General features: G+C 30.6%; 27 protein-coding genes and 2 pseudogenes. 7 read left to right on the top strand and 22 right to left on the bottom strand.

Going from position 1 to position 26,072, the window contains the following annotated elements; genetic code table 11:
* Window positions 1-31 precede the first annotated feature (31 nt).
* Window positions 32-1,204: an alpha-hydroxy-acid oxidizing protein gene (locus tag B6K90_RS05320; RefSeq protein ID WP_088011700.1), complete on the bottom strand. Its 1,173-nt coding sequence runs from the start codon at window positions 1,202-1,204 to the stop codon at window positions 32-34.
* Window positions 1,205-1,610: 406 nt separating this feature from the next.
* On the opposite strand from B6K90_RS05320, the gene B6K90_RS05315 reads away from it, so the two are divergent.
* Window positions 1,611-2,087 carry a nucleoside deaminase gene (locus B6K90_RS05315; RefSeq protein WP_088011699.1) on the top strand — a complete coding sequence of 159 codons (477 nt, stop codon included), beginning with the start codon at window positions 1,611-1,613 and terminating at the stop codon, window positions 2,085-2,087.
* 63 nt (window positions 2,088-2,150) lie between these two features.
* Here the strand turns inward: B6K90_RS05315 and B6K90_RS05310 are convergent, their stop codons facing one another.
* From B6K90_RS05310 to B6K90_RS05295, 4 genes are all read right to left on the bottom strand, one after another.
* The gene (locus tag B6K90_RS05310; RefSeq protein ID WP_088011698.1) at window positions 2,151-2,609 is read right to left on the bottom strand and encodes a YkvA family protein; all 459 of its coding nucleotides are present in this window, start codon (window positions 2,607-2,609) and stop codon (window positions 2,151-2,153) included.
* Between the two features lie 135 nt (window positions 2,610-2,744).
* A complete protein-coding gene (locus B6K90_RS05305) occupies window positions 2,745-4,367 on the bottom strand; it encodes an ABC-F family ATP-binding cassette domain-containing protein (RefSeq protein ID WP_088011697.1) in 1,623 nt (540 codons plus the stop codon).
* A 124-nt stretch (window positions 4,368-4,491) separates the two neighbouring features.
* Window positions 4,492-5,130, bottom strand: a complete 639-nt coding sequence (locus tag B6K90_RS05300) for an SdpI family protein (protein ID WP_088011696.1) — start codon at window positions 5,128-5,130, stop codon at window positions 4,492-4,494.
* 13 nt (window positions 5,131-5,143) lie between these two features.
* Complete coding sequence (locus tag B6K90_RS05295; protein WP_088011695.1) at window positions 5,144-5,404, bottom strand: autorepressor SdpR family transcription factor; 261 nt, start codon at window positions 5,402-5,404, stop codon at window positions 5,144-5,146.
* Window positions 5,405-5,578: 174 nt separating this feature from the next.
* Between B6K90_RS05295 and B6K90_RS05290 the strand changes: the two genes are divergently transcribed.
* Window positions 5,579-6,751: an alanyl-tRNA editing protein gene (locus tag B6K90_RS05290; RefSeq protein WP_088011694.1), complete on the top strand. Its 1,173-nt coding sequence runs from the start codon at window positions 5,579-5,581 to the stop codon at window positions 6,749-6,751.
* Between the two features lie 93 nt (window positions 6,752-6,844).
* Here the strand turns inward: B6K90_RS05290 and B6K90_RS05285 are convergent, their stop codons facing one another.
* Window positions 6,845-7,336 (bottom strand): GNAT family N-acetyltransferase, encoded by a 492-nt coding sequence (locus B6K90_RS05285; RefSeq protein ID WP_088011693.1) that lies wholly within the window; start codon window positions 7,334-7,336, stop codon window positions 6,845-6,847.
* Between the two features lie 260 nt (window positions 7,337-7,596).
* Between B6K90_RS05285 and B6K90_RS05280 the strand changes: the two genes are divergently transcribed.
* A complete protein-coding gene (locus B6K90_RS05280) occupies window positions 7,597-8,367 on the top strand; it encodes a hypothetical protein (RefSeq protein ID WP_235821719.1) in 771 nt (256 codons plus the stop codon).
* Window positions 8,368-8,406: 39 nt separating this feature from the next.
* Here B6K90_RS05280 and B6K90_RS05275 read toward each other — a convergent pair.
* The 6 genes and pseudogenes from B6K90_RS05275 to B6K90_RS05245 form a co-directional block, all read right to left on the bottom strand.
* Window positions 8,407-8,647, bottom strand: a pseudogene (locus B6K90_RS05275) (antibiotic biosynthesis monooxygenase family protein).
* 148 nt (window positions 8,648-8,795) lie between these two features.
* Complete coding sequence (locus B6K90_RS05270; protein ID WP_088011692.1) at window positions 8,796-9,179, bottom strand: hypothetical protein; 384 nt, start codon at window positions 9,177-9,179, stop codon at window positions 8,796-8,798.
* 158 nt (window positions 9,180-9,337) lie between these two features.
* Complete coding sequence (locus B6K90_RS05265) at window positions 9,338-9,772, bottom strand: hypothetical protein (RefSeq protein ID WP_235821718.1); 435 nt, start codon at window positions 9,770-9,772, stop codon at window positions 9,338-9,340.
* Between the two features lie 323 nt (window positions 9,773-10,095).
* On the bottom strand, window positions 10,096-10,614 hold the full coding sequence (locus B6K90_RS05260; RefSeq protein ID WP_088011691.1) for a hypothetical protein: 519 nt from the start codon (window positions 10,612-10,614) through the stop codon (window positions 10,096-10,098).
* Window positions 10,615-11,057: 443 nt separating this feature from the next.
* Window positions 11,058-11,351: an antibiotic biosynthesis monooxygenase family protein gene (locus B6K90_RS05250; protein ID WP_088011689.1), complete on the bottom strand. Its 294-nt coding sequence runs from the start codon at window positions 11,349-11,351 to the stop codon at window positions 11,058-11,060.
* Window positions 11,352-11,498: 147 nt separating this feature from the next.
* A complete protein-coding gene (locus B6K90_RS05245; RefSeq protein ID WP_088011688.1) occupies window positions 11,499-11,999 on the bottom strand; it encodes a GNAT family N-acetyltransferase in 501 nt (166 codons plus the stop codon).
* A 362-nt stretch (window positions 12,000-12,361) separates the two neighbouring features.
* Here B6K90_RS05245 and B6K90_RS05235 point away from each other — a divergent pair, with 362 nt between their 5' ends.
* Window positions 12,362-13,315, top strand: a complete 954-nt coding sequence (locus B6K90_RS05235) for a nucleoside hydrolase (RefSeq protein ID WP_088011687.1) — start codon at window positions 12,362-12,364, stop codon at window positions 13,313-13,315.
* A 488-nt stretch (window positions 13,316-13,803) separates the two neighbouring features.
* Window positions 13,804-14,173 (top strand): annotated as a pseudogene (locus B6K90_RS05230) (FUSC family protein); the annotation flags it as partial.
* Between the two features lie 299 nt (window positions 14,174-14,472).
* On the opposite strand, the gene B6K90_RS05225 reads toward B6K90_RS05230, so the two are convergent.
* From B6K90_RS05225 to B6K90_RS05205, 5 genes are all read right to left on the bottom strand, one after another.
* Window positions 14,473-14,805 carry an IDEAL domain-containing protein gene (locus B6K90_RS05225; RefSeq protein WP_088011686.1) on the bottom strand — a complete coding sequence of 111 codons (333 nt, stop codon included), beginning with the start codon at window positions 14,803-14,805 and terminating at the stop codon, window positions 14,473-14,475.
* A 127-nt stretch (window positions 14,806-14,932) separates the two neighbouring features.
* Window positions 14,933-15,346 (bottom strand): RrF2 family transcriptional regulator, encoded by a 414-nt coding sequence (locus tag B6K90_RS05220; RefSeq protein ID WP_088011685.1) that lies wholly within the window; start codon window positions 15,344-15,346, stop codon window positions 14,933-14,935.
* Window positions 15,347-15,467: 121 nt separating this feature from the next.
* Window positions 15,468-15,863 (bottom strand): transcriptional regulator SpxA, encoded by a 396-nt coding sequence (gene spxA, locus B6K90_RS05215; protein WP_088011684.1) that lies wholly within the window; start codon window positions 15,861-15,863, stop codon window positions 15,468-15,470.
* Window positions 15,864-16,199: 336 nt separating this feature from the next.
* Window positions 16,200-18,170 (bottom strand): fructose-1,6-bisphosphatase, encoded by a 1,971-nt coding sequence (locus B6K90_RS05210; protein ID WP_088011683.1) that lies wholly within the window; start codon window positions 18,168-18,170, stop codon window positions 16,200-16,202.
* A 269-nt stretch (window positions 18,171-18,439) separates the two neighbouring features.
* On the bottom strand, window positions 18,440-19,366 hold the full coding sequence (locus B6K90_RS05205) for a helix-turn-helix transcriptional regulator (RefSeq protein ID WP_088011931.1): 927 nt from the start codon (window positions 19,364-19,366) through the stop codon (window positions 18,440-18,442).
* A 172-nt stretch (window positions 19,367-19,538) separates the two neighbouring features.
* Here B6K90_RS05205 and B6K90_RS05200 point away from each other — a divergent pair, with 172 nt between their 5' ends.
* The gene (locus B6K90_RS05200) at window positions 19,539-19,997 is read left to right on the top strand and encodes a VOC family protein (protein WP_088011682.1); all 459 of its coding nucleotides are present in this window, start codon (window positions 19,539-19,541) and stop codon (window positions 19,995-19,997) included.
* Window positions 19,998-20,606: 609 nt separating this feature from the next.
* On the top strand, window positions 20,607-21,830 hold the full coding sequence (locus B6K90_RS05190; protein WP_088011680.1) for an MFS transporter: 1,224 nt from the start codon (window positions 20,607-20,609) through the stop codon (window positions 21,828-21,830).
* 497 nt (window positions 21,831-22,327) lie between these two features.
* Here B6K90_RS05190 and B6K90_RS05185 read toward each other — a convergent pair whose 3' ends face one another.
* The 5 genes from B6K90_RS05185 to B6K90_RS05165 form a co-directional block, all read right to left on the bottom strand.
* Window positions 22,328-22,627, bottom strand: coding sequence for an SMI1/KNR4 family protein (locus B6K90_RS05185; protein WP_088011679.1), 300 nt, complete (start codon window positions 22,625-22,627; stop codon window positions 22,328-22,330).
* Between the two features lie 229 nt (window positions 22,628-22,856).
* A complete protein-coding gene (locus B6K90_RS05180; RefSeq protein ID WP_088011678.1) occupies window positions 22,857-23,117 on the bottom strand; it encodes a DUF1294 domain-containing protein in 261 nt (86 codons plus the stop codon).
* Window positions 23,118-23,138: 21 nt separating this feature from the next.
* Entirely contained in the window at window positions 23,139-23,615 is a 477-nt protein-coding gene (gene ybaK / locus B6K90_RS05175; RefSeq protein ID WP_088011677.1) for a Cys-tRNA(Pro) deacylase, read from the bottom strand.
* 36 nt (window positions 23,616-23,651) lie between these two features.
* Window positions 23,652-24,587: an EamA family transporter RarD gene (gene rarD / locus B6K90_RS05170; RefSeq protein WP_088011676.1), complete on the bottom strand. Its 936-nt coding sequence runs from the start codon at window positions 24,585-24,587 to the stop codon at window positions 23,652-23,654.
* 25 nt (window positions 24,588-24,612) lie between these two features.
* A complete protein-coding gene (locus tag B6K90_RS05165; RefSeq protein ID WP_088011675.1) occupies window positions 24,613-26,052 on the bottom strand; it encodes an MDR family MFS transporter in 1,440 nt (479 codons plus the stop codon).
* Window positions 26,053-26,072 lie beyond the last annotated feature (20 nt).

The raw sequence follows: 26,072 nt of genomic DNA, 5'->3' as shown, positions 1-26,072 counted from the left end.
AAGCACTTACTGAGATTGCTCTTTTTCATTTTTAAAAATGTTTACTAAGATTTTCTTTCACTAACAAAGACGGCTTTAATTCACTAATACTTTTTTGTCCGGATAAAGCCATCGTCAAATCAAAATCAGCTAAAATATTTTTCATTACTTGGACTACTCCGTTTTTTCCAGCAAGAGCTAGACCATACATATACGGTCGACCAATTAATACTGCATCAGCACCGATTGCTAATGCTTTGTATACATCTGATCCCCTTCTAATGCCACTATCCATTAAAATTGGTAATCTACCTTTTAATTCACTACAAATGCTCTCTAATGCATCTAATGTGCTAATTGTTCCATCGACTTGTCTTCCACCATGATTTGAAACGATGATGCCGTCCATACCATATTCAAGTGCAAGCATTGCATCGTCCTTATGTAAAATTCCCTTTAATAAAATTGGTAATTTAGTTTGATTTCGCAAAAATGCCAAATCCTCCCATGTTAATGAAGGATTACCAAAGAGTCTTGTCCATAATAGAATTGCTGACTGCGGATCCTCTTCAGGTGAATTATTTAATCTTGAACAAAACACTGGATCCTCTAAATAGTTACCAATACCTTGACCTTGTAGAAATGGTAAATATGCATTTTCAATATCTTTTTCTCTCCAGCCCATAGTCGAAGTATCAAGTGTAATAACAATTGCTTCGTATCCACTTGCTTCAGCACGTTTAATCATACTTGCTGCAATTTCCATATCACTACTACAATATAATTGATACCATTTAGGAGAATCTCCTAAAACACTTGAAACTTTTTCTAATGAATAAGTAGATGCAGTACTAGTAATGTATGGAATATTCAATTCTGCTGCTGCTCTTGCAGCTTCAAGTTCCCCTTCTGGATGTGCAATCGACTGGACACCGATAGGAGCAAATAAAACTGGCGAATTATATGTTTTGCCAAATAAATTTATACTAATATCACGCTCAACTACATTCCGTAACATTCGCGGTACAATTTTCCATTTATCAAATGCTAATCGATTTTCATTCATCGAGCGCTCACCACCAGCGCCCCCTGCTATATAATAAAAAGGTCCTTCTTCTAATTGTTCTTGAGCTAAACTTTCTAAATCCTCAAATCTTACAGGAATTTCACTTTTTTTGCCACTACTATACACTTTCAATTGCATATAATTTCCGAAATTCTTCATATGAAACACATCCTTAAAAAAGTTGTAACCGTTTACATATTCTGAATGGGTTCATATAACTCCTTTAATTTTATTAATAAATCATTCGACATTTTGAATATTTATAAGATTTCCTTTCTCTATTTTATATTAAAAATTTTTGTTTGGATAATATTATTCTATTTTTTGTTATTAATAGTAACGAATTTTCTTACTTTATATGGCTTAAATATGTTCTTAAATACTGTAATAGTGTGTACAAATAAGTAAGTTACCCTTTTTAATACTAACGGTACTATTCGATTAAAAGAATGGTAAATCGCTTTGTTAACCAATATGATTGAATATCTATTTATATTAATTTTAGAGATTAGATAAATGTCCCTTTTAAATCTTTCGCCCTTATAACTATAAAGGTGGTGTTAGTTTGAATCACTCTGATTGGATTAAATTAAGTGTAAGACTAGCGTACGAAAACTTATTAAATAAGAATGGTGGACCATTTGGAGCAGTTATTGTCAAAGATGGAAAAGTGATTGGAGCCGGAGTTAATGGTGTCACAACTTTAAATGATCCTACTGCACATGCTGAGGTGCAAGCAATTCGAAACGCATGTCAAAATTTAGGTACGTACATATTAAAGGATGCTGTCTTATATACTAGTTGTGAACCATGCCCTATGTGTTTAAGTGCTGCTTATTGGTCTAGAATTTCAAAAATATATTATTTTTTCACAAAAGATGATGCTGCAAAAATTGGATTTGATGATGCACATATTTATAATGAACTTTCACTGCCATATGAAGATCGCACAATACCTAGTGAACAAATAATGATTAAAGTCAAAGATATTGAAAACCCTTTCATCGTTTGGTCCAAAGAAGAAAGTCATGTACATTATTAATAAATATAGAAAAGGTTGCTCATTTAAAATGGGGCAACCTTAATTTTATTTTGTTTTACAATATTAATCTTTTAGCTCATGATCTTTCTCTGACTCTTCAATTTCCACTAAATTTGCTGGTTCAACTATTTCGTTATTATTTTCTTTCCAAAGTTTATACTTTTCGATATCTTTGTTAATTTGTTTAAAGGTATATGCTAAAATCGTTGCATCATCTAAAAAGCCTAAGCCTACGATAAAATCTGGTATTGCGTCGATTGGACTTACAAAATAAATTAATGCGCCAATTACAGTCAAAATTGATTTAGTGGAAATATCTCTATAACTGCCATTAATATATGATTTAAATAGATCAATAAATAAATTTACTTTTTCCCATGCTTCACCTAAAGCACCTTTTTTATCCGGTGCCAACTTAGCAGCTTTTTTCAATAAATTTGTTGATTTTTCTTTATTTCCTAAATAGGAAGAAGCTTTCTTTAAATATTTTTTAAAAAACTTATTTTCATTTAACTCAGACATTTTTTCTCCTCCCTTTTTTATAGTTTAACAAAAATGAAAACAAGATAAAAGTATGAAAAACCACTAATCAATTGATTAGTGGTTTCACTCTTTTCACAAATATTCTCTTTCATTGTAAAAGATCAGTATTGTTAATTATTTATTATATAACTCTTCTACTTGCTTTTGTAAATCCTTATTCTCTAAGAACTCATCATAAGTACACTCTTTATCAACTAAACCGTTTGGAGTTACTTCAATGATACGGTTTGCAATTGTTTGAATGAACTGATGGTCATGTGATGTAAATAATGCAGTACCTTTGAATGCAATTAAACCATTATTTAATGCCGTAATTGACTCTAAGTCTAAGTGGTTAGTAGGATCATCTAATACTAATACGTTTGCTCCACTTAACATCATTTTTGAAAGCATACAACGAACTTTTTCTCCCCCAGATAGTACAGAAGCTTTTTTCATTACTTCCTCTCCTGAGAATAGCATACGCCCTAAAAATCCACGTAAGAAGCTTTCGGACTCATCTTGTGGAGAGAACTGGCGTAACCATTCGATTAAGTTCATATCACTGTTTTCAAAGAACTCAGAGTTATCTTTAGGGAAAAATGCTTGAGAAGTTGTTACACCCCATTTAAATGAACCAGTATCTGGCTCCATTTCGCCCATTAAAATTTTAAATAAAGTTGAAATAGCAACGTCATTTTTACCAACAAACGCAATTTTATCACCTTTGTTTACAGTAAAACGTACATTATCTAATACTTTTTCACCATCGATTGTTTTTGAAATTCCTTCGACAGTTAATAAATCATTTCCAACTTCTCGCTCAGGCGTAAATCCAACGAATGGATAACGACGAGAAGATGGTCTAATATCATCAAGAGTAATTTTATCTAAAAGTTTTTTACGTGAAGTAGCTTGTTTTGCTTTTGAAGCATTTGAGCTAAATCGAGCAATAAATCCTTGTAGTTCTTTAATTTTTTCTTCTTTTTTCTTATTAGCGTCAGACATTAATTTTTGAGCTAATTGACTTGATTCATACCAGAAATCATAGTTACCAACATAAAGTTGAATCTTACCAAAATCTAAATCAGCCATATGAGTACATACTTGATTTAAGAAGTGACGGTCATGTGATACAACGATAACTGTGTTTTCAAAATTAATTAAGAAGTTTTCTAACCATTGAACAGCTTTAAGATCTAAGTTGTTTGTTGGCTCATCTAGTAAAAGAATATCTGGTTGACCAAAAAGTGCTTGAGCAAGTAAAACTTTTACTTTCTCGCCTGCTTGTAATTCAGCCATTTTTTTATAATGTAAGTCTTCTGTAATGCCAAGACCTTTTAATAAAATCGCAGCTTCTGATTCTGCTTCCCAACCATTTAACTCTGCAAACTCACCTTCAAGTTCTGCAGCTTTCATGCCATCTTCTTCAGTGAAATCTTCCTTCATGTAGATTGCATCTTTTTCTTTCATTACTTCGTAAAGACGAGTATGACCCATAATAACAGTTTGAAGAACTTCAAACTCTTCATATTCAAATTGGTTTTGTTTTAAAACTGCTAGACGCTCACCTGGCGTTACAATTACATCACCTGTTGAAGGCTCAATGTCACCAGATAAAATTTTAATAAAAGTAGATTTACCCGCACCATTAGCACCAATTAAACCGTAACAGTTACCTGGTGTAAATTTTATATTAACATCATCAAATAATTTTCTGTCCGCAAAACGCAAACTAACATTAGAAACTGTAATCATTTTAATTTTATTCCTCCAACTCTTTTGCTCTACTCTTTACAATACCATATTTTAAAAGGAAATTAAATTTTTTCTAAAATAAATTCAAAAACAGTCACCAAATTTTGTAAAAAAGTAGCCTAATTTAGTTTTTCATTTCCTTCTTAAAGGCAATATATGAGTAAATAGTTGGGAATCCGACTAATATTATAATCAATGGAATTATAATGAGTCTCTTGTCATTCACTGGTATAAAATAAAGCAATAAGAAACATATACCAACAATCATAAATAATCTACCACTTACACGATGTGTTTTCTTCCAAACAGTTTCGTTACTTAATGTCCATGGTGTACGGACGCCAATAAAATAATTCGAACGAACATGAGGCATATAATTTCCAAGAAACATAAACAAAAGACCAATAAAGAGAAAACTCATCGATCCGATGTGAACGTTATAACCTAATCCATAAAATAAAACACTTATATTAATTAAAAAGAAAACAAATAAAATCCCTGTTGCCATTACATATAAGCTTCTTTGAAATAACTTATAATTCTCTTTTCTTGGATCAATTTTTGGAGTAATAATTGGCAATAAATAAACAAGGAGCATGATCGCATGAAGCTCGATAAATGTTTGCACTTTTGAATCGTAATTATTAACATGACCTGAAAAATCCCAGTGTACAGGTAGTTGACTTGGTAAATCATGAAAGTTAATCATCCATAGTACTAGAGAACAAATAAAAATTAATATTGCAATTATATGTTTTTTCAAAATAAGTCACCTCTCATTTATTTTCTTTAAAACTATATGCCCAACTAATAATTTCTTGGAAAACCGTCATATTTAGAGAATAAATAATAAATTGCCCTTTCTTTTCATCTTGAATTAACTGAGCAGATTTTAGTATTTTAAGATGCTGCGAAATACTAGGTTTTGACATATCAAATTGTTCTGAGATTTCTCCAGCAGTTAAATCTTTCTCTTTTAATAAATCTAAAATTTTCCTTCGAGTGGGATCTGATAATGCTTTAAATAGTTCATTCACATTTCACACCTCTTAAAATTTAGTATTTAGTTAATTAACTAAATACTAAAATCTATTTGAGTAATTGTCAATTATGCTAAGATTAGAAATATATTATTTTATGTTTTTATTTCGTTTCTATATAATTTAAATTAAACATCAAATTTAGAAAATTAAACGATTAGAGGTATAAAAATGGCTAATAAACTATATTATGAACAACCCTCATTAAAGAAATGGTTTACTAAAATTACTGAAATAAAGGAAGTTGATTCAAGATTTCATATCAAACTTGAAGATTCTGCATTTTATCCTGAAGGTGGTGGGCAACCATCTGATTTCGGAACAATTAATGGAATCGAAATAGATGAATTAATTGAAGATGATGAAGAAGTTGTCCATGTCTTAAATGAAAGACCAGATACAACAGAAGTAACATGTGAAATAAATTGGGATCGTAGAATTGATCATATGCAACATCATAGCGGCCAACATTTACTTTCAGCAACAATTATTGAACTGTATGATATACCTACAGTAAGTTTTCATTTAGGAAAAGAGACAGTTACGATTGATTTAGATACACCTTCTCTTTCTTTTGAACAATTAAATCAAATTGAAAGAGCAGTATATGAAAAGATTCTTGCTAATATTGAAATTAAAACATATTTTGTAAATAAAGATGAATTAAATTCACTTCAACTACGCAAATTGCCAAAAGTTGAAGACAACATACGAATTGTTGAGATTTTACACACTGATATATCTGCATGTTGTGGTACTCATGTAAATCAAACTGGTGAAATAGGATTAATAAAATTAATTAAAACTGAAAAAGTTAGACAAACTACTCGACTTCATTTTAAATGTGGCTATAGAGCACTAGAAGAAATTCAAAAGAATAGTAAAGCCTTATCAACTATTAATCAATTATTTAATACACAAACTGATCTTGTTAAAGATAAAGTCGAGATTACAATTAATGAATTAAAAGAAGCGCAAAAAGAAATCGAGAAAATGAAAGCAACGATATTTAACTCAATTTCTGACGAGTTAATTTCAAATGCAACAAATGATATCATTATCAAAACATTTGAAGAAGAATCAGTAAAAGACTTACAAATACTCGCAAAGGTCATCCAAGCTAAAAAACCTTCATTACTTGTTTTTTCGAGCATAAAAGAGAATAAATTAGTGCTAATTAATCAACTAAAAAATGATGTGCACTGTGGAGAATTAATTAAAAATTTACTAAAACAGGTTGAAGGAAAAGGAGGCGGCGGTACTCAGCAAGCACAAGCGACATTTGAAACGTCAGTCCAATTAAATGAAGCTGAAAATACCCTAAAACGTATTCTTATCTTTTAAAGCTAACTTTACTTAACACATTTATACATTCAAAAGAACAACGACAGACTGCTAAAGTGCACCGTTGTTCTTTTTTTGTTTTGTGCTATATATTCAAACCACATACTTATAGAATCTTTTATCGACCTTCATTACAGGAAACTCCTCAGGTAAATCTGTCACTTCTATACATGTAAATCCATTTTTTTCATAAAATCGATGAGCGGCTAAAAATTGAGGGGTTGTTCCAAGATAAACTGCTTTTATTGACTTTTCATTCGCCCAATTAATGGCATTATTTAATAAGAGACTAGCAGTATTAAATTTTGCACCTCTGTATTCTTTGTCTACAAACATCTTTCTTAACGCAACTTGCTGATTCCCTATGTCTAAAAGACTAATTGTACCAACTACTTTATCGCCAGACAGCGCAACCCAAAAGTTCCCGTTTCCATTCTGATAAAAATCTTCTATAGTAAATAAATCAGGCTGATCATCCTTCGTTATCTTTATATTGTATTCTTGTTGCTGAATATCAAGTATTAAATCTACTACTTGAGCTTGATAATCATTAGAGTATTCTTTCACAATAGGAATATTGTTCATTAATTTACACCGCCTTTAAAATATTAACACTTTACTGTTTCAATATAGCCACTTATCTTTCATATCGCTGTTACCACTTTATTCAATATAAATATCGAGATGTCCTTCTTTCTTATTTAACTAAAGTGTTAAATTTTACAATAAAAAAAAGCTTCAACTATGCAACTTGCGATGTTTAACTATCCATTTCTTGTTTCCCATATTAACTACTTGAATAAATTACCTTTAGTACACCAATATTAACTTAGAGGTGAAGGTATATGCTAAAAAGAAGCATTACTACTCTGTGTTTATACTCCATTTTTTTGTGTGTTTTTCATAGTACAAACACTAATGCAAAAATAAATCTTCCAAAGTCGATTAATCAGCAAAATAATAATGAGTGCTTGGAACTGAAAGAACGTTTAAATAGTCTTGAACCTCCTAAGCCAATTACTATTCTAAAATCTCCAGAACAAAAAGAAACAGAGGGGAATTATCCTACAAATACCTTTTCTATTTCTGAAATTTTAAGTAAAGGAACAAAAATACCTTTCAATATAATTAAAAATGAACCTAATTATGAAAGACCAATATATCAAGAGCAGTGGCATAGCACCTATAGAAGATGGAGTTATATCCCAAGTAGGATATATTACGCACAACATCGTTTATTCCCAATCTATGATATTGGACTTACAAATTTATTTAATATTGGAAATCATTTAGGTATTGGTTTTCCAACATTTCAAAATCAAGCCGACCTTGACTTATATCTTATTGTTTTTCAAACAAATGTTACAAAAGTTTATACAAAAGAAAATCAAATTGTTGTTGTTGGAAATCCACAACGCAATGGCGTTCAAGTAATAACTGTAAAAACAAAAGATATACATCCGTCTGATTTTAAGAAAATGTTGCTTATACAATTGGCAATTAACAGTTATGAACTCGATTATTCACTGATTAATTATCAACCACCTGATTATTGGAAAAAACATATTAAACAAAATCAAAAAATTCCTTGGGGGATTAAAAACACGTGTAATTGAGCGTGTTTTTTCATTTTTTTAGTGAATCTTCTTATTGAACTAACGCTTTTCCCATTCTTGATACTCGTTAGATTGTCTAAATCTAACAGTATGGTCTTCTAATGTTTCCCATTGAACTAGTACTAAATATTTCACTTTTACTTCGATACAACGCTGTAATTCGAGAGCTATGTAGCCTTTCATTGAAGGAAGAAATTATTTCTGATGCCCCACGAAATGCTTCTTCATAGTCCTCTTCTATCCCTTCCTTAACTTGTAGCATGGAGGCTTCTAAATACATATAAAGTCCCCTTTTAAGTTAATCAATATTCCCCGTAAGTGAGAAAGGACTGAACGTTCAGCCCCTAAGTGTTGTTCAACTAATACATGCGTTAATTGAATAAGTTCAATTTACTAAAATACCTATAGGCTCATAGCCATTTTTTATATTATTGAAGTTTTGTTTGAAAAAATGATTTTTTAACGTAAATTGTATATAACAAAATAAAGAAGGAAAAAATCATATTTCCAATATAAGGTTGTTGGCTATGGTTTATGGCTAAGTACAAACTTATACCTCCGAAAAGTACAGAATACGAAATCATTAACCAAAATCCCCATTTCTTTAGTCGAATATATCCAAAAATCATTACCAAGGTTAGAAAAGCTATTATCACACTTAATAATTGTTCAGATCCGTTTGTAATTCCAAATCTTTCGGCTATACCAATCAGATTAGCATTTGCATCATAAAAAACAGAAGTAAAAAGTAAAACTAAGGCACCTAAAATATAAAAATAACTAATTACAGAAACACCTAATGGTTTTTTCAATAATTCCTCCTCCTTCTCTTAATAGTAATTATTATAATCCATATATTGGTAATTCTGTAAAAATCCTTGTGCGACTTTACTGCCATTTAGTCCAATAAAAAATGACCACCGAAGCAGTCAATCGTTGTTCAACTTATGCATCCTTTAGTTAAATAAAGTTAATGGTATCGAAACCAAACAAACCATCCTTTTTCTTTACTTTTAGCTAAAAATATTTGACCTTGGGCTAAGTTAGCCCCAGGTGCCTTTGGGAAATCTAAACGGACAAGCCACGATTTTTCAGCAATCTCTTTCCCGCAAAAATACTTTGCCATTCCAAAATAAACTTCTTCTTCTTTAACACCGACTGTTTTAGGAAATGGCTTTGCTGTAACTACGTTCCACTTCGAATAAATGTCAGGAAGATCCTCTAAACCTGTACCATAAGTTTTTGGAATTAAGGTATTTAAAACTTCAATTACCTCTTTTTGATTCTTCATAGATGTTTTATCTATGTCACTTAACACAGGACATTTTGTAGGTTGTGCATGCACCTGAATTGAACCTAAAGACCACATTATAATTGTAATCATCAATAAAAATTTCATTTTCATTTAGTAAATTCACCTCAGAAATTATCTTTCCTATTTTCTAAAAAAATAGCCCAGTTTACGAGGTGTAATAATTCAATAAATCAAAGTTCAATTTAAACTTAAGTAACTAAAGAACTGTTTTAGTTATATAAGAATCCTTTACCGATTTAAGAGATCAATCGATAATATTTGACCATTCTCATTGTCTACAATTAATTCTAAATTAAAATATTGACTGAACAGCTTTATTGATTCAAGATTTTTCAGTTCATTCCTTAGTATCCATCCTGCTGGCGATATAACGAATGTTTGATTGTCTTCTTCTGAAACACCAAAGATTTTTTTTATAAACTTGATGACATCCAAAAAAAATTTGAATCTGTTTGAGCAGGTATCTCTATTTTTTCATTTAATACTTGGTATAGCTTTTTATTTACCCTAAAGCTTAGAAAATTGTGCTCCATAGGAATAATTTCTGACGAAAAATATAATTCTTTTATGATTTGGTGAATTTGATTAGTTCGAGACATTTCCAAGAGTTTATTTTTAGAGAAGTCCTTTATTTTCCTCAGTTGAATTCGTTCTAAGCGCTCATTGATGATTATTTTTTGAATTTTATTGAAGTGAATTGCAATTTGTTCCATGACGATTTCTTCAACTTCATCATTTGTAATCGGAATAGCTGTCACAATAGGTAAATCAAAAAGTGTATGAATCGCAATAAAAAATTGAGCAATGATAGTTATATCATTACATTTTTTATCTATTTGAACTCTTTTTATTTCGAGTTTTTCATTACTTATTCCATTACCTAATGTACCATTAACAACTGCCATGACATTCATTTCTCTGAGCCAATCCAATGCTATGATCTCCTTTTCGAACTAAATATTGATATTACTTAAAAAATTTTACGTTTATTAATTTAAAATAACCTCTCGACCATCTTGCCAATGATAAAAAGTATTAAATAGAATGTAGCATATTTTATGATTTTTCCCTTCGTCCATTTCTCTAAAAAATAGAAAGAAAATATAAAATATAGCAGAAATAAAATCGGAAAAATAAAATCAGGAAGATTGAAATAATCACAGAAAATGGAAATTGATAAAAATACTAATAAGTGTACCCCTTCATACTGGTCCTTCTTATTCTTTTCGTTTTCCATTGACATGGCAAATCTCCCTTTTAAAAGCATTTAGAAATATTATATTCTTTAATAGTTCTTTAAAACCTTGTTCAACTTTACTTCCATTTAGTGCAATAAAAAAGACCACCGAAGCAGTCAATTGCTGTATAAGACTTACTAAATTTCAACCCTTTTAAAATGTTCAACTATCGGAAATGGATCATAAAAATGATGTAACTGATTTTTCCATTCTTGATACTCGTTAGATTGTCTAAATCCAACTGTATGGTCTTCTAATGTTTCCCATTGAACTAGTAGTAAATATTTCCCCTTTACTTCGATACAACGCTGTAATTCGTGAGTTATGTAGCCTTTCATTGAAGAAATTATTTCTGATGCCCCACGAAATGCCTCTTCATAGTCCTCTTCCATGCCTTCCTTAACTTGTAGCATTACCGCTTCTAATATCATATAAAATCCCCTTTTCATAAGTTAATCAATATTACTTTTTTTAGAGCTCTTTTATTAATCTTTACTTCCAGAAAGTGAGAAAGGTATTAATTGTTCAGCCCCTCAGTGTTGTTCAACTAATTTATATATTAGATAAATAAGAACTCATTATAATATTTTAGACATGTAGTATTCATCAAAACTTTTACCGTCTATTATTATTGAGTTCCTTTTTGTTCCTTCAATTTCATACCCCATCTTTTTATATAAACCTACTCCTGCTTCATTTTGTTTTACGACAGTCAGTTCTAATCTTGTAATACTATGTTTAATTGCCCATTCTTCTATGTTTTGAAATAATTTAGTACCAATACCTTTACCTGTGTATTCCTCTAAGATTCCAATTGCAAGATAGACCGAATGTTTTTTTCTTATCGCACTACTCCCAATCGCAAACGCATAACCGACTAATCTTCCAGAAGAATCTTCCGCAACAAATACGGTTGAATTCGTTGATTTCTCAATTAGTTCTAACTGTTTACGTTGTTTCTCGACCGTAATATTTCTTTCTCCAGCCCCATAAAGCATGAAATCAGCCTGTTTTTCCACGTCTTTAATTAGTTGTACAAAATTTTCTGCATCTTCTAGTTTGATTTCTCTAATGTTCATTTAATTCCCGCCTTATGTAATGATTATTAATAAATAATTATATTCTATAAAGGAAATCGCATTCCCTCTTATCCTCTTTGACTTCTTCTATTGAGCCACTTAAATAGTAGATTCTCGATTTTAACTTTGAAAATGTTAACATTTGGGATTTTATCAGTGATGCAATAGTAGTTGAAGTAGCAATAAGAGAGTGTTTGAATCTGTCCTTGATTAAATGAATATTTTATTTCCATTCTTCTTCAAACATTCTTTACAAGATTTCTTTCCCGAGGTTTGTAATGATGAATTTATATTTCTCATAAAATATAGAGCGAAATGAAAAAATTACAAGAACTTGTCAATTTTATTTAAGGAGGAAGTATATAATGAAACAAGTTCTCCTTTTTACAGATATAGGTATTGATGACGCATTTACAATTTTATATATATTATTTCGTAATGATATTGAATTGGTAGGAATTGTTGCCGATTATGGAAATGTAACAAGAGAAAAGGCTATGTGGAACATAAATTATTTAAAATACATTACTGGAAGACAAGAGATCCCGGTATTTCTAGGAGCATCGATTCCACTAACTGGAAAAGGTATTAAGACTTTTCCAGAGGTGCATGGTGAGGCGGGGTTAGGTCCAATTATTCCTCCTAAAATTAATTATCCTGTTTACCCAATAAGCGATATCCATCATATGAAAAATATAGATTTTAATAATGTGACAATAATTAATTTAGGTAGGCTCTCTTCATTGGCGACAGCTTTTGTTTTAAAAATTGAGGAGATGGAAAATGTAAAAGAATATATTTGCATGGGAGGATCATTTTTTTATCCAGGAAATGTGACTGCCGTTGCAGAAGCAAATTTCCATTCAGATCCGTATGCAGCAAATTTAGTTGTGCAATACGCAAAGAATTTAACGATTATTCCTTTGAACGTTACTCAAAATGCAATTGTCACACCTGAAATGGTTAATCAAATTGATGAATTTCATCAAATTACTCGTGACCCAGCAGGACTGATTATTAAGCCAATGTTAGACTATTATTATAACTTTTATTCTCATTCGAACCCAGGAATTGAAGGAAGTCCCATTCATGATTTTTTAACAGTGTGGTATTTATTGCATCCTAATGCTGTTCAGCTTTCGAAAGTCCCTATTAAAGTGATTCCTGATCAGGGTGATGGGTTTGGTCAAAGTATTATTGACTTACGTGCAAAGCCAGACCCAAATTTCAAAATGCATAGTGTAGCATTTCAGTTCAATTATGAATTATTTAAGACTGATATTATTAATACATTTTTAAAGAATCGATTTACCTAACATAAAGGGTTAAAAAAGAAAAATCATAAAATATGAAGTATTAAAAATAAATGCCAATCACCATTAATCATGGATTCGGCGTTTATTTTTTTAAAGAACTAAGGTTACAGTTGCAAATAGGCTTTATAAATTTACAAGAATTTCTTGAGCAACTGTGATGATAATCAAGATCCACCTATTACAACTTACTTTCTTTACTTTTTGTCAATCAATTATTATGCAGGTTTAATTAAACTCCTTATTGAATTAAAGCATGCGTAAGCCATCACGAATCCCAAAACCAACGATTCACAACAGTGAATGGGAGTTTAATTCCTACTCCCATAGTAGTTTAATAAGATTCTATTCTTTGAATAGTAGGGTTAGAATACTTAATAAATCTCCATTAATTCTTTAATATCATCATTTAATATTTTTTCTATTTCATCGATATTTGAAGAAGAACTTATTATTTCAAATTAAAAATAATATAAAATATCTTGGAAATATATTGGGTTGCAATTACCGTAGCGATCCTTACTCAGAGGAAAATAGAACTCTTTCCAATCAAAACAACACAACGAGTGCTTGGTACAGTTATAGGCGTGATTGTTGCGAGCTTGCTTCTCGCAACTAGTCTACTAATTTGGGGGGTAGTTATAAGTCGGGCTATTCGCAAGTGTTCGACCTCTTCTAAAGGTTCGAAATTATCTTGTATACTCTGCTACAATGATCCCGCTCATTATTTTGATCATGGAAGCTGGCAAGCCGTTCCAGTTTATCATTCTATTCGACCGTGTATTTGCAACCTTTGTCGGTGCAGTCCTCGTGATTGCAGTGAACTTGATATTCAGTAGATCGATGGCGAAATCAGTGTAAATGTGGTTATCTAGCGAAAGATGCTTTATATTTCTGGTATCTTTTCCAGTTGAAAAAATCCCCCTAAAATAAAAAAATACGCTATTCTTTCTATAGAATCATAAGAAAGGATGGCGTATTTTTATGTCTATTTCTGTATCTGATGAATTAAAACTATTTGCTCAAAAAATTCAAATCTCCAAATATTTTACGAGATTTTGGTTTTGTACGACGAACCAGTAATTACAAATAAAAGATTTAATCTCTTTATGAACCTCTAAACAAAAAATTGTAGCCGATGCTAGTAGTTATTAAACTAATCATGCACTATTAACAAGTTGCCTCATGTAAATTAACTGAGAAGATAGCTCATTAAACCAATCCTCATCCCCCGTTACGAGGGCCAAGTCAATTAGAAAACGAATCTGTTCTTTGTTTGTCACTTTCGAATCAGGTATTTTCTTTACGTTTTTATTTAACATCGGAATGGTTTTCCCAACTGTCGTTTTATTATCTGAAGTTATTACATTTACCTTTACTATTTCATCAAGAATAGAAAGTGATTCAATATAACCTATTACTAATTCTCCATCCATTGAATTACCTTTAACCCAGTCACCTGCTTTTAAAATAGAATCATTATTTAAGTTCATTTTTTCCACCTTCTAATTAAAGTTTTAAGTTAAAAAATTTGTGATCATTACAGCACTTAGTTCAAACTGTAATTTTTTTTATTACATTTCGATTAAAAGAAGGCCTAGCCTTCACTTTTTTAGCTGCTCACTTCTCACAATTGATATGATCGACAATGTCCTTAATGGTGTATTGCTTTAAATATCCTCCAAGATGTTCTTCTGCACCTATGAAAATTTTAAAGAGAACATGTTGCATATTTGCACCAACAACACACTTTTTATTTGATTCAGGGCACTTAGGCTGTAATGCCCCTTCAGAGGTGATCATATAAATATCCCATAGATTAACTTCATTTAAATCTAAGGCAAATATAAATCCACCACCAGTTCCTTCTTTCGATTTAATAAATCCATGTTTTTTTAACAAACTAAGCACTTTACGAATACGTACTGGATGGACACAAGCACTCTCTGATATTCCATCACTTGTAGACATCCGATCCGGCTGCAGCGCAAGATAAGTTAAACTATGAATGGCAAGAGTGAAATCACTATTCATGGCCTGCCTCCTAAAAATCATTAATTTCTAATACTTCGATGATATTATTTATTACTGTAATACTATTTGTTACAGATTGTCTTGTCAAGAAACTGATTTTTTATACTATTAGTATGATTTATTAATTAGCTACTTTTTGTGATTTAATGTATGTGAATGTTCTTAGCTTACGAGGAAGAAAACTACGAATTTCTTCTTCATTATAACCAACCTGTAATCTTTTTTCGTCTAAGATTATTGGCATGCGCAACATTTTGGGATTATTTATTATTAATTTATATAAATCATTAAGTGGGAGCGATTCAATATTTATATTTAATTCTTGATACGTTTTTGATTTTTTCGATATAATCTCTTCTGTACCAGTTTCTGTCATGCGAAGAATAGATTTAATCTCCTCAAGTGTAATTGATTCATTCATAATATTTTTAACACTATAATCAATTTGATGTTCATCTAGCCAAGCTTTTGCTTTACGACAAGATGTACAACTTGGTGTTACATATAGATTCACCATTCTTTTACACACTCCTTAAATTTTAAAATGTAATTAAAAAAATTACAGTTGAGATAAAAATTATTAATAATGTATTACCTAATAAAACAAATTAGGTTGACTTCCATGCTCAATTTAAATGAGTATACTGTAATTTTATTATTTACAGTTAAAAGTGTCAACTATATTTTTTAGAGTTTGTTTGTACTAAATATAAATTAGAAGATCATCAATAAAATGATCTTCTTATCTTCTTACTAAATTAAAGTTAACATTGAGATTGATTGACTTTCCACATTCAGTATTTCCGCTGATAAATTATGCGTTAATAAAAGTCAATACATAATGCGTTTATGTTTATATAAAGTCTTTATCATTAGATTGTAATGTTTGATCTAAGCTCCTATAGCGATTTTCCAACAGACTTTTTAAAACGGTTATTTCCTGTAATAATAGCTCTCCCTCATTAGTTTCTAGAACCTTTTTTCTCTTGAGTTCTTTATCCACCAATCTCTTGACTGATAATACATCTGACCCTTTTAGTAGAACATCTTTTTTTGAATTAAATTTTTCATGGGCGACAAGTTGTATACCGTAGGAGTTATATAATAAAGTATATCCAGCAATACCAGTAGTTGATTGATACGCCTTGGAAAATCCACCATCAATGACAATCAACTTTCCGTTTGCTTTAATTGGATTCTCTCCTTTTATTTCTTTAACAGGTGTATGGCCGTTTATTATATGACCTCCGTTAGGATTAAGATTCATTTCTGCTAAAATTTTTCTGCAGATTTCCTCTTTTTCGCGTAAATGATAGTAGGGATTCTTAATCTCTTTATGGGTTTCTTTGTCTTTAATAAAATACCTTTCAAAGGTCGTCATTGCTCTTTTCCCAAATAATGAAGAATATTCTCCTGTCCATAAATACCAGACCATATCTGTTGCAAGATCATCCGTTTCTTCAGGATGTGCAAAAGAATGTCGTAAATAATGTTCAAAAATATCAAGTAAATCACGACCTGCATAGGTATGATTTTCAATTTCCATTTTTTCCATATTTCCTTTTTCATCTATTGGGATGCATCCATGTATTAATAAGTTCCCATTATACTTCAAATAAAGACTACCTTTCTTCATGAGAAAATTCATATGTCTGGCCAATTTTTCTGAATGCTGGACAAAAAACAATAGTCTGTCTATGACTTGCTCTTCTTCCTTTAATAATTCACTAGGATTATCTGGATTAATGGTTTTGAAGCAAGTATTATCCAGTGGGTAAGTTTTCCCATTAATTGTTATTTCATTTTTGTCATAATTAATTTTTTCAAGCAAAAGCCTTTCTGACATATTAAAATACGGGCGTCTTTTTATGATTGGCATTTCAAGCTTAAACTGAATGATTGCAATCGCTTGATGGATTTTAGTGATTTGCGAAAGTTCATGATCAGACTTTTTCTTATCCGAATTGCTCTTTGGTCTAAACGCTAAATTGTCCTCATAGTACTTTTCCGCAAGATTTAGAAGTGGTATAAGATTTATTCCATACACGTCTTCAATTATGTTTAAATTGTCGTACCTGGCACATATACGAATAATATTAGCTAGGCAAACCTTCGATCCAGCAAAGGCTCCAATCCATAGGACATCATGATTTCCCCATTGAATATCAACAGAATGATAATTAATTAGCGTATCCATAATTTTATCGGGTTCAGGTCCGCGATCATAAATATCACCCACGACATGAAGATGGTCAACTACTAACCGCTGAGTAGAATATGCCAGACCTGTAATGAGCTTGTCTGCCTGACCAAGAGAAATAATTTGCTGGACTATTTTTGAATAATATTGTTTCTTATTTGCAGATTCATCTTTTTTGTAAAGTAACTCTTCTATTATATAAACAAACTCTTGAGGCAATGCTTTATGTAACTTTGAGCGTGTATATTTAGATGAGGAATAAGAAATTAGCTTAATCATACGGTCAATGGTTTCTGTATACCACTGTTGTAACTCTTGTTTATTTACACACTTATTTCTAATTAACTTTAATTTTTCTTCAGGATAATAAACTAACGTTGCAAATTCATTAATTTCTGAATCAGATAGTTCATGTTGAAATAGGTCGCTTATTTTTTCTTTTACTCTACCCGAACCATTTCTTAACACATGTTGAAAAGCCTGATATTCCCCGTGTAAATCACTAACAAAATGCTCTGTTCCCTTTGGCAAATTGAGGGTGGCTTCAAGATTAATAATCTCAGTTACCACTTTTTCTTCACTATCATATTTATGAGCCAGTAAATCTAAATATTTTATGTTCAACTTTCTAGTATCTCCTTTATAATTTCTTCATTTATTTTTGCTCGAAGATTGAGCTTAATACCTACATTATAATAGAAAATTCGATTGTATTTTATAATAGTAGATTACATTTTTAGAGTAAATATATACATTCTACTCAACAAACTGTACTGACCACCCAAAGTTGGATTTATTTGATATTTAGCTAAGTAAAAAATGAATATAATGCTTAATTGTCTTTTTCAAATTTGTAAGTATCAAGATTATCAAATAATTGATTGTCCAGTTCTTTATATATTTTCAATTAAATCCCTATAGTATTGTCGTAAGGATTCCTTTAAGATTTTAGGCTCTGTGATTTTTACTGTTTTTCCTAATCTAGCAAGATATTTAATGATAAAGTCAAGTTCGTTTGGCTCATAGTGACCTACAATATATGTTTTTTCCGACTCATAGATTAATTCCATTGATGGATAATGTTCCCTTTGAAATAATTCTATTCCTGCTCGATTTATCAACCATTTAAATTGAATTGCTTTATCAGACGCCTTCCACAGTGAATGCGAATTTTGTTTCGTAATTTCCTTTAACTCCTCCAAAGGTTGAATCGTAGTTAATTCAGCTGATGAAATACGATCACAGCGAAAAACTCTGTAAGCCATTTTATCCATATCATATGCTTGACAATACCAATATCCCTTCATTACATATAAAGCAATTGGGTGAATAGTACGAAAATGATTTTGATATTCTATTTTAACTACAATATTTTGAACAGCTGCCATTAATAAAATTTCTAAATGTGTGCTTTCTTTAATTTGCACAGTATGTTGAAAAGATACGCGATTTTGCATTCTCGCTATATCCTGCTTTTGATTTTCAGACAGTTCATTTAGGAATTTTTCATGTATGGTACGATAGGATACTTGAAACGGTAAATTCGAAAAGCTTCGGAGTGCCTGCAAAGCAAAGTAAAGCGCAAATATTTCTTGATTAGTAAAAGAAATAGGTGGCAGCTGCATTTGATTAAGTAAACGATATCCCCCATAACGACCATATTCTGCATAGATTGGTGCACCAATTTCTTCTAATGAAGCTATATCTCTTAGTGCTGTCCTTTTTGAAATCTGAAATTCTTGTATTAAATCTTGAAGTGTAAAATGCTGCTTTTGATTAATGAAGCGAAGTATTTGATTTATTCGTTCTGATTTTTTCATAAAAACACCTCTTAACGGTGCCAAGATCTGTCACCTTTATTCACTATACTTTTAAGTGTAATCAATATCGATGAAGCAAACAATACAATCTCGTTTATACGTTAGAATAATAAATCTCTCAATCATATTAAACGAGCCAAACTACACTTAAAAATAAAGGAGATGTTTTACTATGACAGTACAATTAAATTCATTTTTAATGATGAATGAAAACGCAAAGGAAGCTATTGATTTTTACATGGAAGCTCTAGATGCAAAACTTTTATTTAGTCAAACATTTGGGGATGCACCAGAAGATCCTAAATCCCCTCTACCAGAAAATATAAAAAGTTTAGTAGCACATGCAATATTAAAAATCGGTGAGACTAATATCATGATTGCTGACATGTTTCCCAGTATGACTTATCGAAATGGAAACAATGTTAATATCTGTATTACTACTAATGAAATGGAGAAATCCCATCATTTTTATAATTTGTTGAAGGAAGAAGGTCAAGTGGTTATGCCATTGCAACAAGTTCATTTTAGTCCAGCCTACGCCCTTGTAACTGACAAATTCGGGGTTACCTTTCAAATTTTTACAGCACTATCAGAGGAAGCAGTAAAAAGAGGACATCAAAAGGAGAATTAACTTAAAGAATAAATTACACTAAATGAATTTAATTACCACCTAATTATAATATTAGGTGGTTTTTTATATAGGCATTAAACATACTTCTATTTGTTTTTAACGTCATTACTATCATATCTCATTTTTATAATATAAAGTATTGTGGCAATAGCTAAAGTTACTATTGAAGTAATAGTTTCTATTTTTTTATTGTCTAATGTTAAATATATTAAATTTACGATTATTATCAATAAAAAGAAAATAGTTCGATACTTTCGAACAATAACCTCCATAAAAAAAGAACTCCTTCTAATCGCATATAAAATATTTGGTTAATATTTATTTTAATTTTCTTATTAAAAATCACTTGTTTGCAAAAATATTCACCTTAAATTGAATCACACTTCCCATACGCACCACTATATTTATTCTATTTTAATGATAAATAGTCCTTTTCTTGTTCAACAATCCTGCCATTTAGTTAAACTAGCACCTCAACAACACAAATTAATCAGAACCTATATACTACTTTTTCTATTTTTATTTCGAATTTTACATAGTCTTTTTTAACTATTGATGAGATAATAGTTTTTGTCGAATTATATTAAGGGTAAGTGGGGAGAAAATATTATGTGGAAAAACCGAAACGTTTGGATCGTGTTGTTCGGTGAATTTGGAGCCGGTATAGGTCTTTGGTTCGGAATTATCGGAAATTTAGAATTTATGCAAAAACATGTACCTTCTGATTTCTTTAAATCGTTAATTCTTTTTTTCGGTTTATTAGCAGGAGTTATTGTTGGTCCGTTGGCTGGACGGTTAATTGATCAATATTCAAAGAAAAGGATTTTATTAATTAGTGGTTTAGGTCGTACTTTAAGCGTAATTCTTATGTTTTTTGCAATACAATACGGAAGTATAATTTTCATGGTCTTATTTTTAGTTATGCTGCAAATTTCTGCTGCATTTTACTTCCCAGCGCTTCAAGCTGTTATACCAATGATTGTGAAAAACGAACAGTTATTAACTTTAAATGGGATTCATATGAATATTTCTACAATATCAAGAATAGCAGGGACTTCAATTGGTGGTATTTTAGTTGTGTCAACTAGTCTCACAAATGTTTACGGAATGAGTATGCTCGCATATGCATTTTTATTTTTAATGACGTTCTTTTTACGAATTGATGAACCTAATGTCAAACCAATTAATGAAGAGAAAACAAAGGAATCTAAAACTGAAAAAGGATTTACTGAAATATTTGCACTTATAAGAAAAAGTCCAACAATCTTAAATTTATTTATCTTAAACCTGATTCCAGTACTTTTCCTTGGTGGATTTAATTTAATGGTAATCGAAATAAGTGATATTCAACATGACCCTTCGATTAAAGGCCTTATTTATACAAGTGAAGGTATCTCATTCATGATTGGAGCATTTGTCATTAAACGATTAACAAAAAAGTATACGAATAAACAATTACTATATTTTTCAACTTTTTTAGTAGCTTTTGCTCAGCTATCACTTTTCTTTGCAGACCACCATTGGATGACACTTATCTCATTTGCAATTTTCGGATTTTCAGTTGGTTGTTTCTTTCCTGTTTGTTCAACTGTTTTTCAAACTTCAATTGACAAATCATATCATGGTCGGCTTTTCTCATTTAGAAGTATGTATGACCGAGTAACATTTCAGGTTGTACTTTTAAGTACAGGATTATTTTTAGATACAATTGGTTTACAAAATATGGTTTTAATTTTTGGTACGCTTTCGCTCTTAATTCTTGCTAGATTATTATATAAAGACAAAAAAACAAAAGAAGAGTTAGTGAATGAAACTCAAAACTTATCTATGTAATGAAAGAGGCTATCTCAAAAGTCAGGCTATCTGACAATGAGGCGCCTCTTTTTTATTACAAACGGCTCGTAAACATTACTAGTTAAGTACTGAGTTACTTTGATAGAAGGAAACAGAGGTATTTCTACAGCAATTTTCATTTATAGTAGATAAAATCGATCATTTTTAAAGTTAATTAAAAGATTCTTATTCAATTTAGTAAAAAATAGAAAATATTCACTAGTATCTAAACACTATTTTACAAATATAAGGTCATAATACCCTAACTGGTATGGATAATTTTTAATTTCATTTGCGATTCTCTTAAATTTAATTGCTGTTTTGCTATTTTATTTGCGATTTTCAGATTTTATTTGCAGACCACTGTTCTTTTTCACATTTTCATACTTTAATTGCATAGATGGATTTCTTATTTGCAATTTTTATCTACCCGCATTAAAAAACAAGGGTGCCCATATAAAGTTAGAATTTTGGAACACCCTCGTTTTTATAAAAAATTAATATCCATATGCAGCTAAAAATTCATTCAAACTTGAATATAGTGTAACTACTTCCCACTTTCGTTCAAATTCATAGGTAGTACATACTTCTCCTGATTCCTCGTTGATAAAAATAACATCGTCTGTTTCATCATCGAAGCCAATTATTAACCAATTTTCAGGCCATTGTATTCTTTTACTTAAGTCCTTTTTTGCTTCGTTTAAATCTTCTTCTTTTATAAAATAGACTGTCATATTTTCATTTGAGACTTCATCTATACCGATTCCTTTAATTCTTGAAAACCATTCATTTTGCATTTTTTATTCCCCATTTCCAATAAGAAAGCCTGTATCAACCAAGTGATCACAGGCCAACCGTTTTACTTTTGTGCTTTTTTTGATTCAGATAAATTTGATTTATCTTCATAGTTTGGTTGTTTTTGACCGGCGTTATTTTTTCTTCCACCATTACCACGTCCCATTTCTTTCGCCTCCTTAAATGTCATAAAAATATTTTATACAATTAAGGAAAGACTATCCCACTAAATTACAGGAAGAAAAAATAGACAACAAATTGGATAAATAGGATAATCCAATAACCAAAAACAAATTTTGGATGCTTTGTTTTATGTTTAAAATAATACATTCCTAAAATAGAACCAATCGAACCTCCGATGATTGCAAATAAAAATAAAATGCGTTCAGGAATTCTCCATGCTTTTCTTTTTGCCCGAGATTTATCGATTCCCATTATTGCGAATGAAACAATGTTTACAATTACTAAATAAAAAATAAAATACCCTACCATTTTGATCCCTCATACACTCGTTTATTTTGAAATTTTTGCTATTTTGCTACGAGTTGTTTGTATTAAATCTTTTGCATTCAATTGCAGTTGTATACCTATTTTTCCTCCGCTAACAATAATCTCTTCTATATTATTAACAGATTCTTCAATAAAAGTAGGGTATTGTTTTTTCATACCAATTGGTGAACAACCACCTCGAACATATCCTGTACTTGCTAAAAGGTCTTTCACTGGTAATAATTCGACTTTCTTTTCTCCAGCAGCCTTTGCAGCTAATTTTAAATCTAATTCTTTTTCGACTGGAATGACAAATACATAAATCGCCTTTGATTGACTGATTGATACAAGTGTTTTATAAACTAATTCAGGGTCTTTATTTATTTTATTTGCTACAGAAACTCCATCAATCTTTCCATCATTCGAGTCATAATTTAAGGTTGAATAGCTAACTTTTTTTGAATCTAACATTCTCATTGCATTCGTTTTACTTACAGCCATTTTTACTCCTTTCAATGCTACAAAAATAATTTATTTTTAGGCAGATATTGATTGCTTCTTATTTCGGTTTTTAAGTTTTTGTTCAATTGATTTCATAAACGGTGTAGTTGACACGGCAAATACGATACAAGCTAACCAAATAAATGAAAATGAAATAAAATCTTTCTTTGAAAAACTTTCATCGTATAATAAAACCCCAATTAATAAACTAATCGTTGGGGAAATAAATTGCAAAAATCCAACATAAGTATATGGAATTAATTGTGCTGCTTTTCCGAAAAATAATAAAGGAATAATGGTTACTAAACCAGCACCCACTATTAATAATTGTTCAATTGGTGCACTTTGTATAAGTCCCGCTTGCCCTTTATATGATAGAAAACCAAAGTATATTAAGGCTACTGGAAAAATTAATAATGTCTCAATAGTAAGGCTTAAAAAAGCATCGATATTTAAAATCTTTTTCAATAATCCATAAAAAGCAAATGTTAATGATAATAATATTGCGATAATTGGTAACGTACCTGACATGATTGTTAAATAGCCTACACCTACTGTTGCTAAACATACTGAAACGATTTGCCAAATTGACAATGACTCTTTCAATACGATCACACCTAGTATAATACTAACTAATGGATTTATATAATAGCCTAAACTTGCATCAAGAATATGATTTGAATTAACTGCCCAAATATATAATAGCCAATTCGTACTAATTAATAATGAAATAACGATCATTGAAACTAATACTTTCTTATTACTTACAATTTGTTTCCAAGTAATTTTAAATTGCTTTAATTTTTTTGTAAGAAGAATGAAAAGTAATAAAGTTACAAAAGACCATATAATACGATGCGTTAATATTTCAAAAGGTGAAATATCTTGAATTAGTTTCCAATAAATTGGTAAGACTCCCCATACCACATATGCAAGAACACCGTACAAAATCCCTTTAAGTGTGTTGTTCATTCTCTCCCAGCTTTCTTTTTAAAGATTAGTGTGATATTTCAACCTTTTTTTCTTCAGATTGTTCAGACGGTAAAAATAAAACGAAAATAAACGTAATTACACTAAATACCGCCATAAATAATGTGATGATTTCAAAACCAGTAGTTACAGCTTTTACTGTAGCAAGATGATTGATTTGATTTTGAGAATTTAGAACTAATTTATGACCATTTAATACTTCGGATGCCTTAATCGTAAAAATGGTACCTAACACAGCAACCGTAATTGTTTGTGAAAAAGTATTTAAAAAGGAATTTGCGGCAATTGCAATACCCCTTTGATTCATTCCAACAGCTGAAGAAATTAGGATCATATAAATTGGAAAAGATAATCCAAATCCAAGACCTAAAAATACATTAAATGGATAAATTAATACTTTCGAATCATGGAAAAAGTTCATCCCTAATGCACCTATTATACATAAGAAAGCTCCTAATAAGATAATATTTTTTGCCTTCATTTTCTTAATAAGACGACCAGATAAAAATGAACCTAATGTCCAAGCGAATGAAAGAGGAATCAACATTAAACCTGACTGAGTCGCACTTAATCCAAACACACTTTGATTATAAACAGGTAAATATACCTCGATTGATATTAAAAGTGCATGTGCAATAAACATTGCTGCATACGTTACGACTAAATGACGGATTTTGAATAAAGAAAGTGGTAATAATGGTTCTTTTGTCCTTGTTTCAATAAAAAGAAATAACCCAAATAAAATGATTGCAAATGCAAAAAGGAATAATAAATTTGGAGAAGTCCAGTTATGTTGCTCTCCTCCTACAACTAAAGCATATAAAGCAGATAAAGTACTTAAGATAAAAAGAATGGACCCTAAATAATCAATTGAAATTGTATCTTTACGGTCAATTTTTTGATGATAAAATTTCCAAAATAGAATAATAGAAATGATTCCGAATGGAAAATTAATAAAAAAGATATAACGCCAAGAAATGAAGTCTACAAAAAAGCCTCCAACTAATGGACCAATTACACTTGAAACCGCCCATACTGCACTAATATATCCTTGTACTTTAGCCCTTTCTTGGTAAGGATACAGATCACTTATTACCGTCATTGTTAAGGGTAATGCAGCTCCGGCACCTAGCCCTTGAATTGTACGAAATAATATTAATTGACCCATATTTTGTGAAAAACCACATAAAACTGAACCTAAAATAAATAAAATGATGCCAAACATTAATAAGTTTTTGCGACCATATAAATCCGATAGTTTCCCATAAATCGGTGTCGTTACAGTCATTGCCAACATATAAGCTGCAAATATCCAACTCATCAACTTTACACCTGATAATTCTGTAGTAATGGTAGGTGTTGCAGTTGTTATGATTGTTCCTTCTATAGCAGACAATGTCACAGCTACTAATAACCCAATCGTCACTAGCCTTCGATTTGTTTCCATTTTAAACCTCCATTCGAGAG

The organism is Gottfriedia acidiceleris (assembly GCF_002128425.1).
In the GTDB taxonomy this organism is placed as follows: Bacteria; Bacillota; Bacilli; order Bacillales; family Bacillaceae_G; genus Gottfriedia; species Gottfriedia acidiceleris.
Note: the sequence above shows the minus strand (reverse complement) of the source record. Positions and strands in the feature narration are given on the sequence as shown.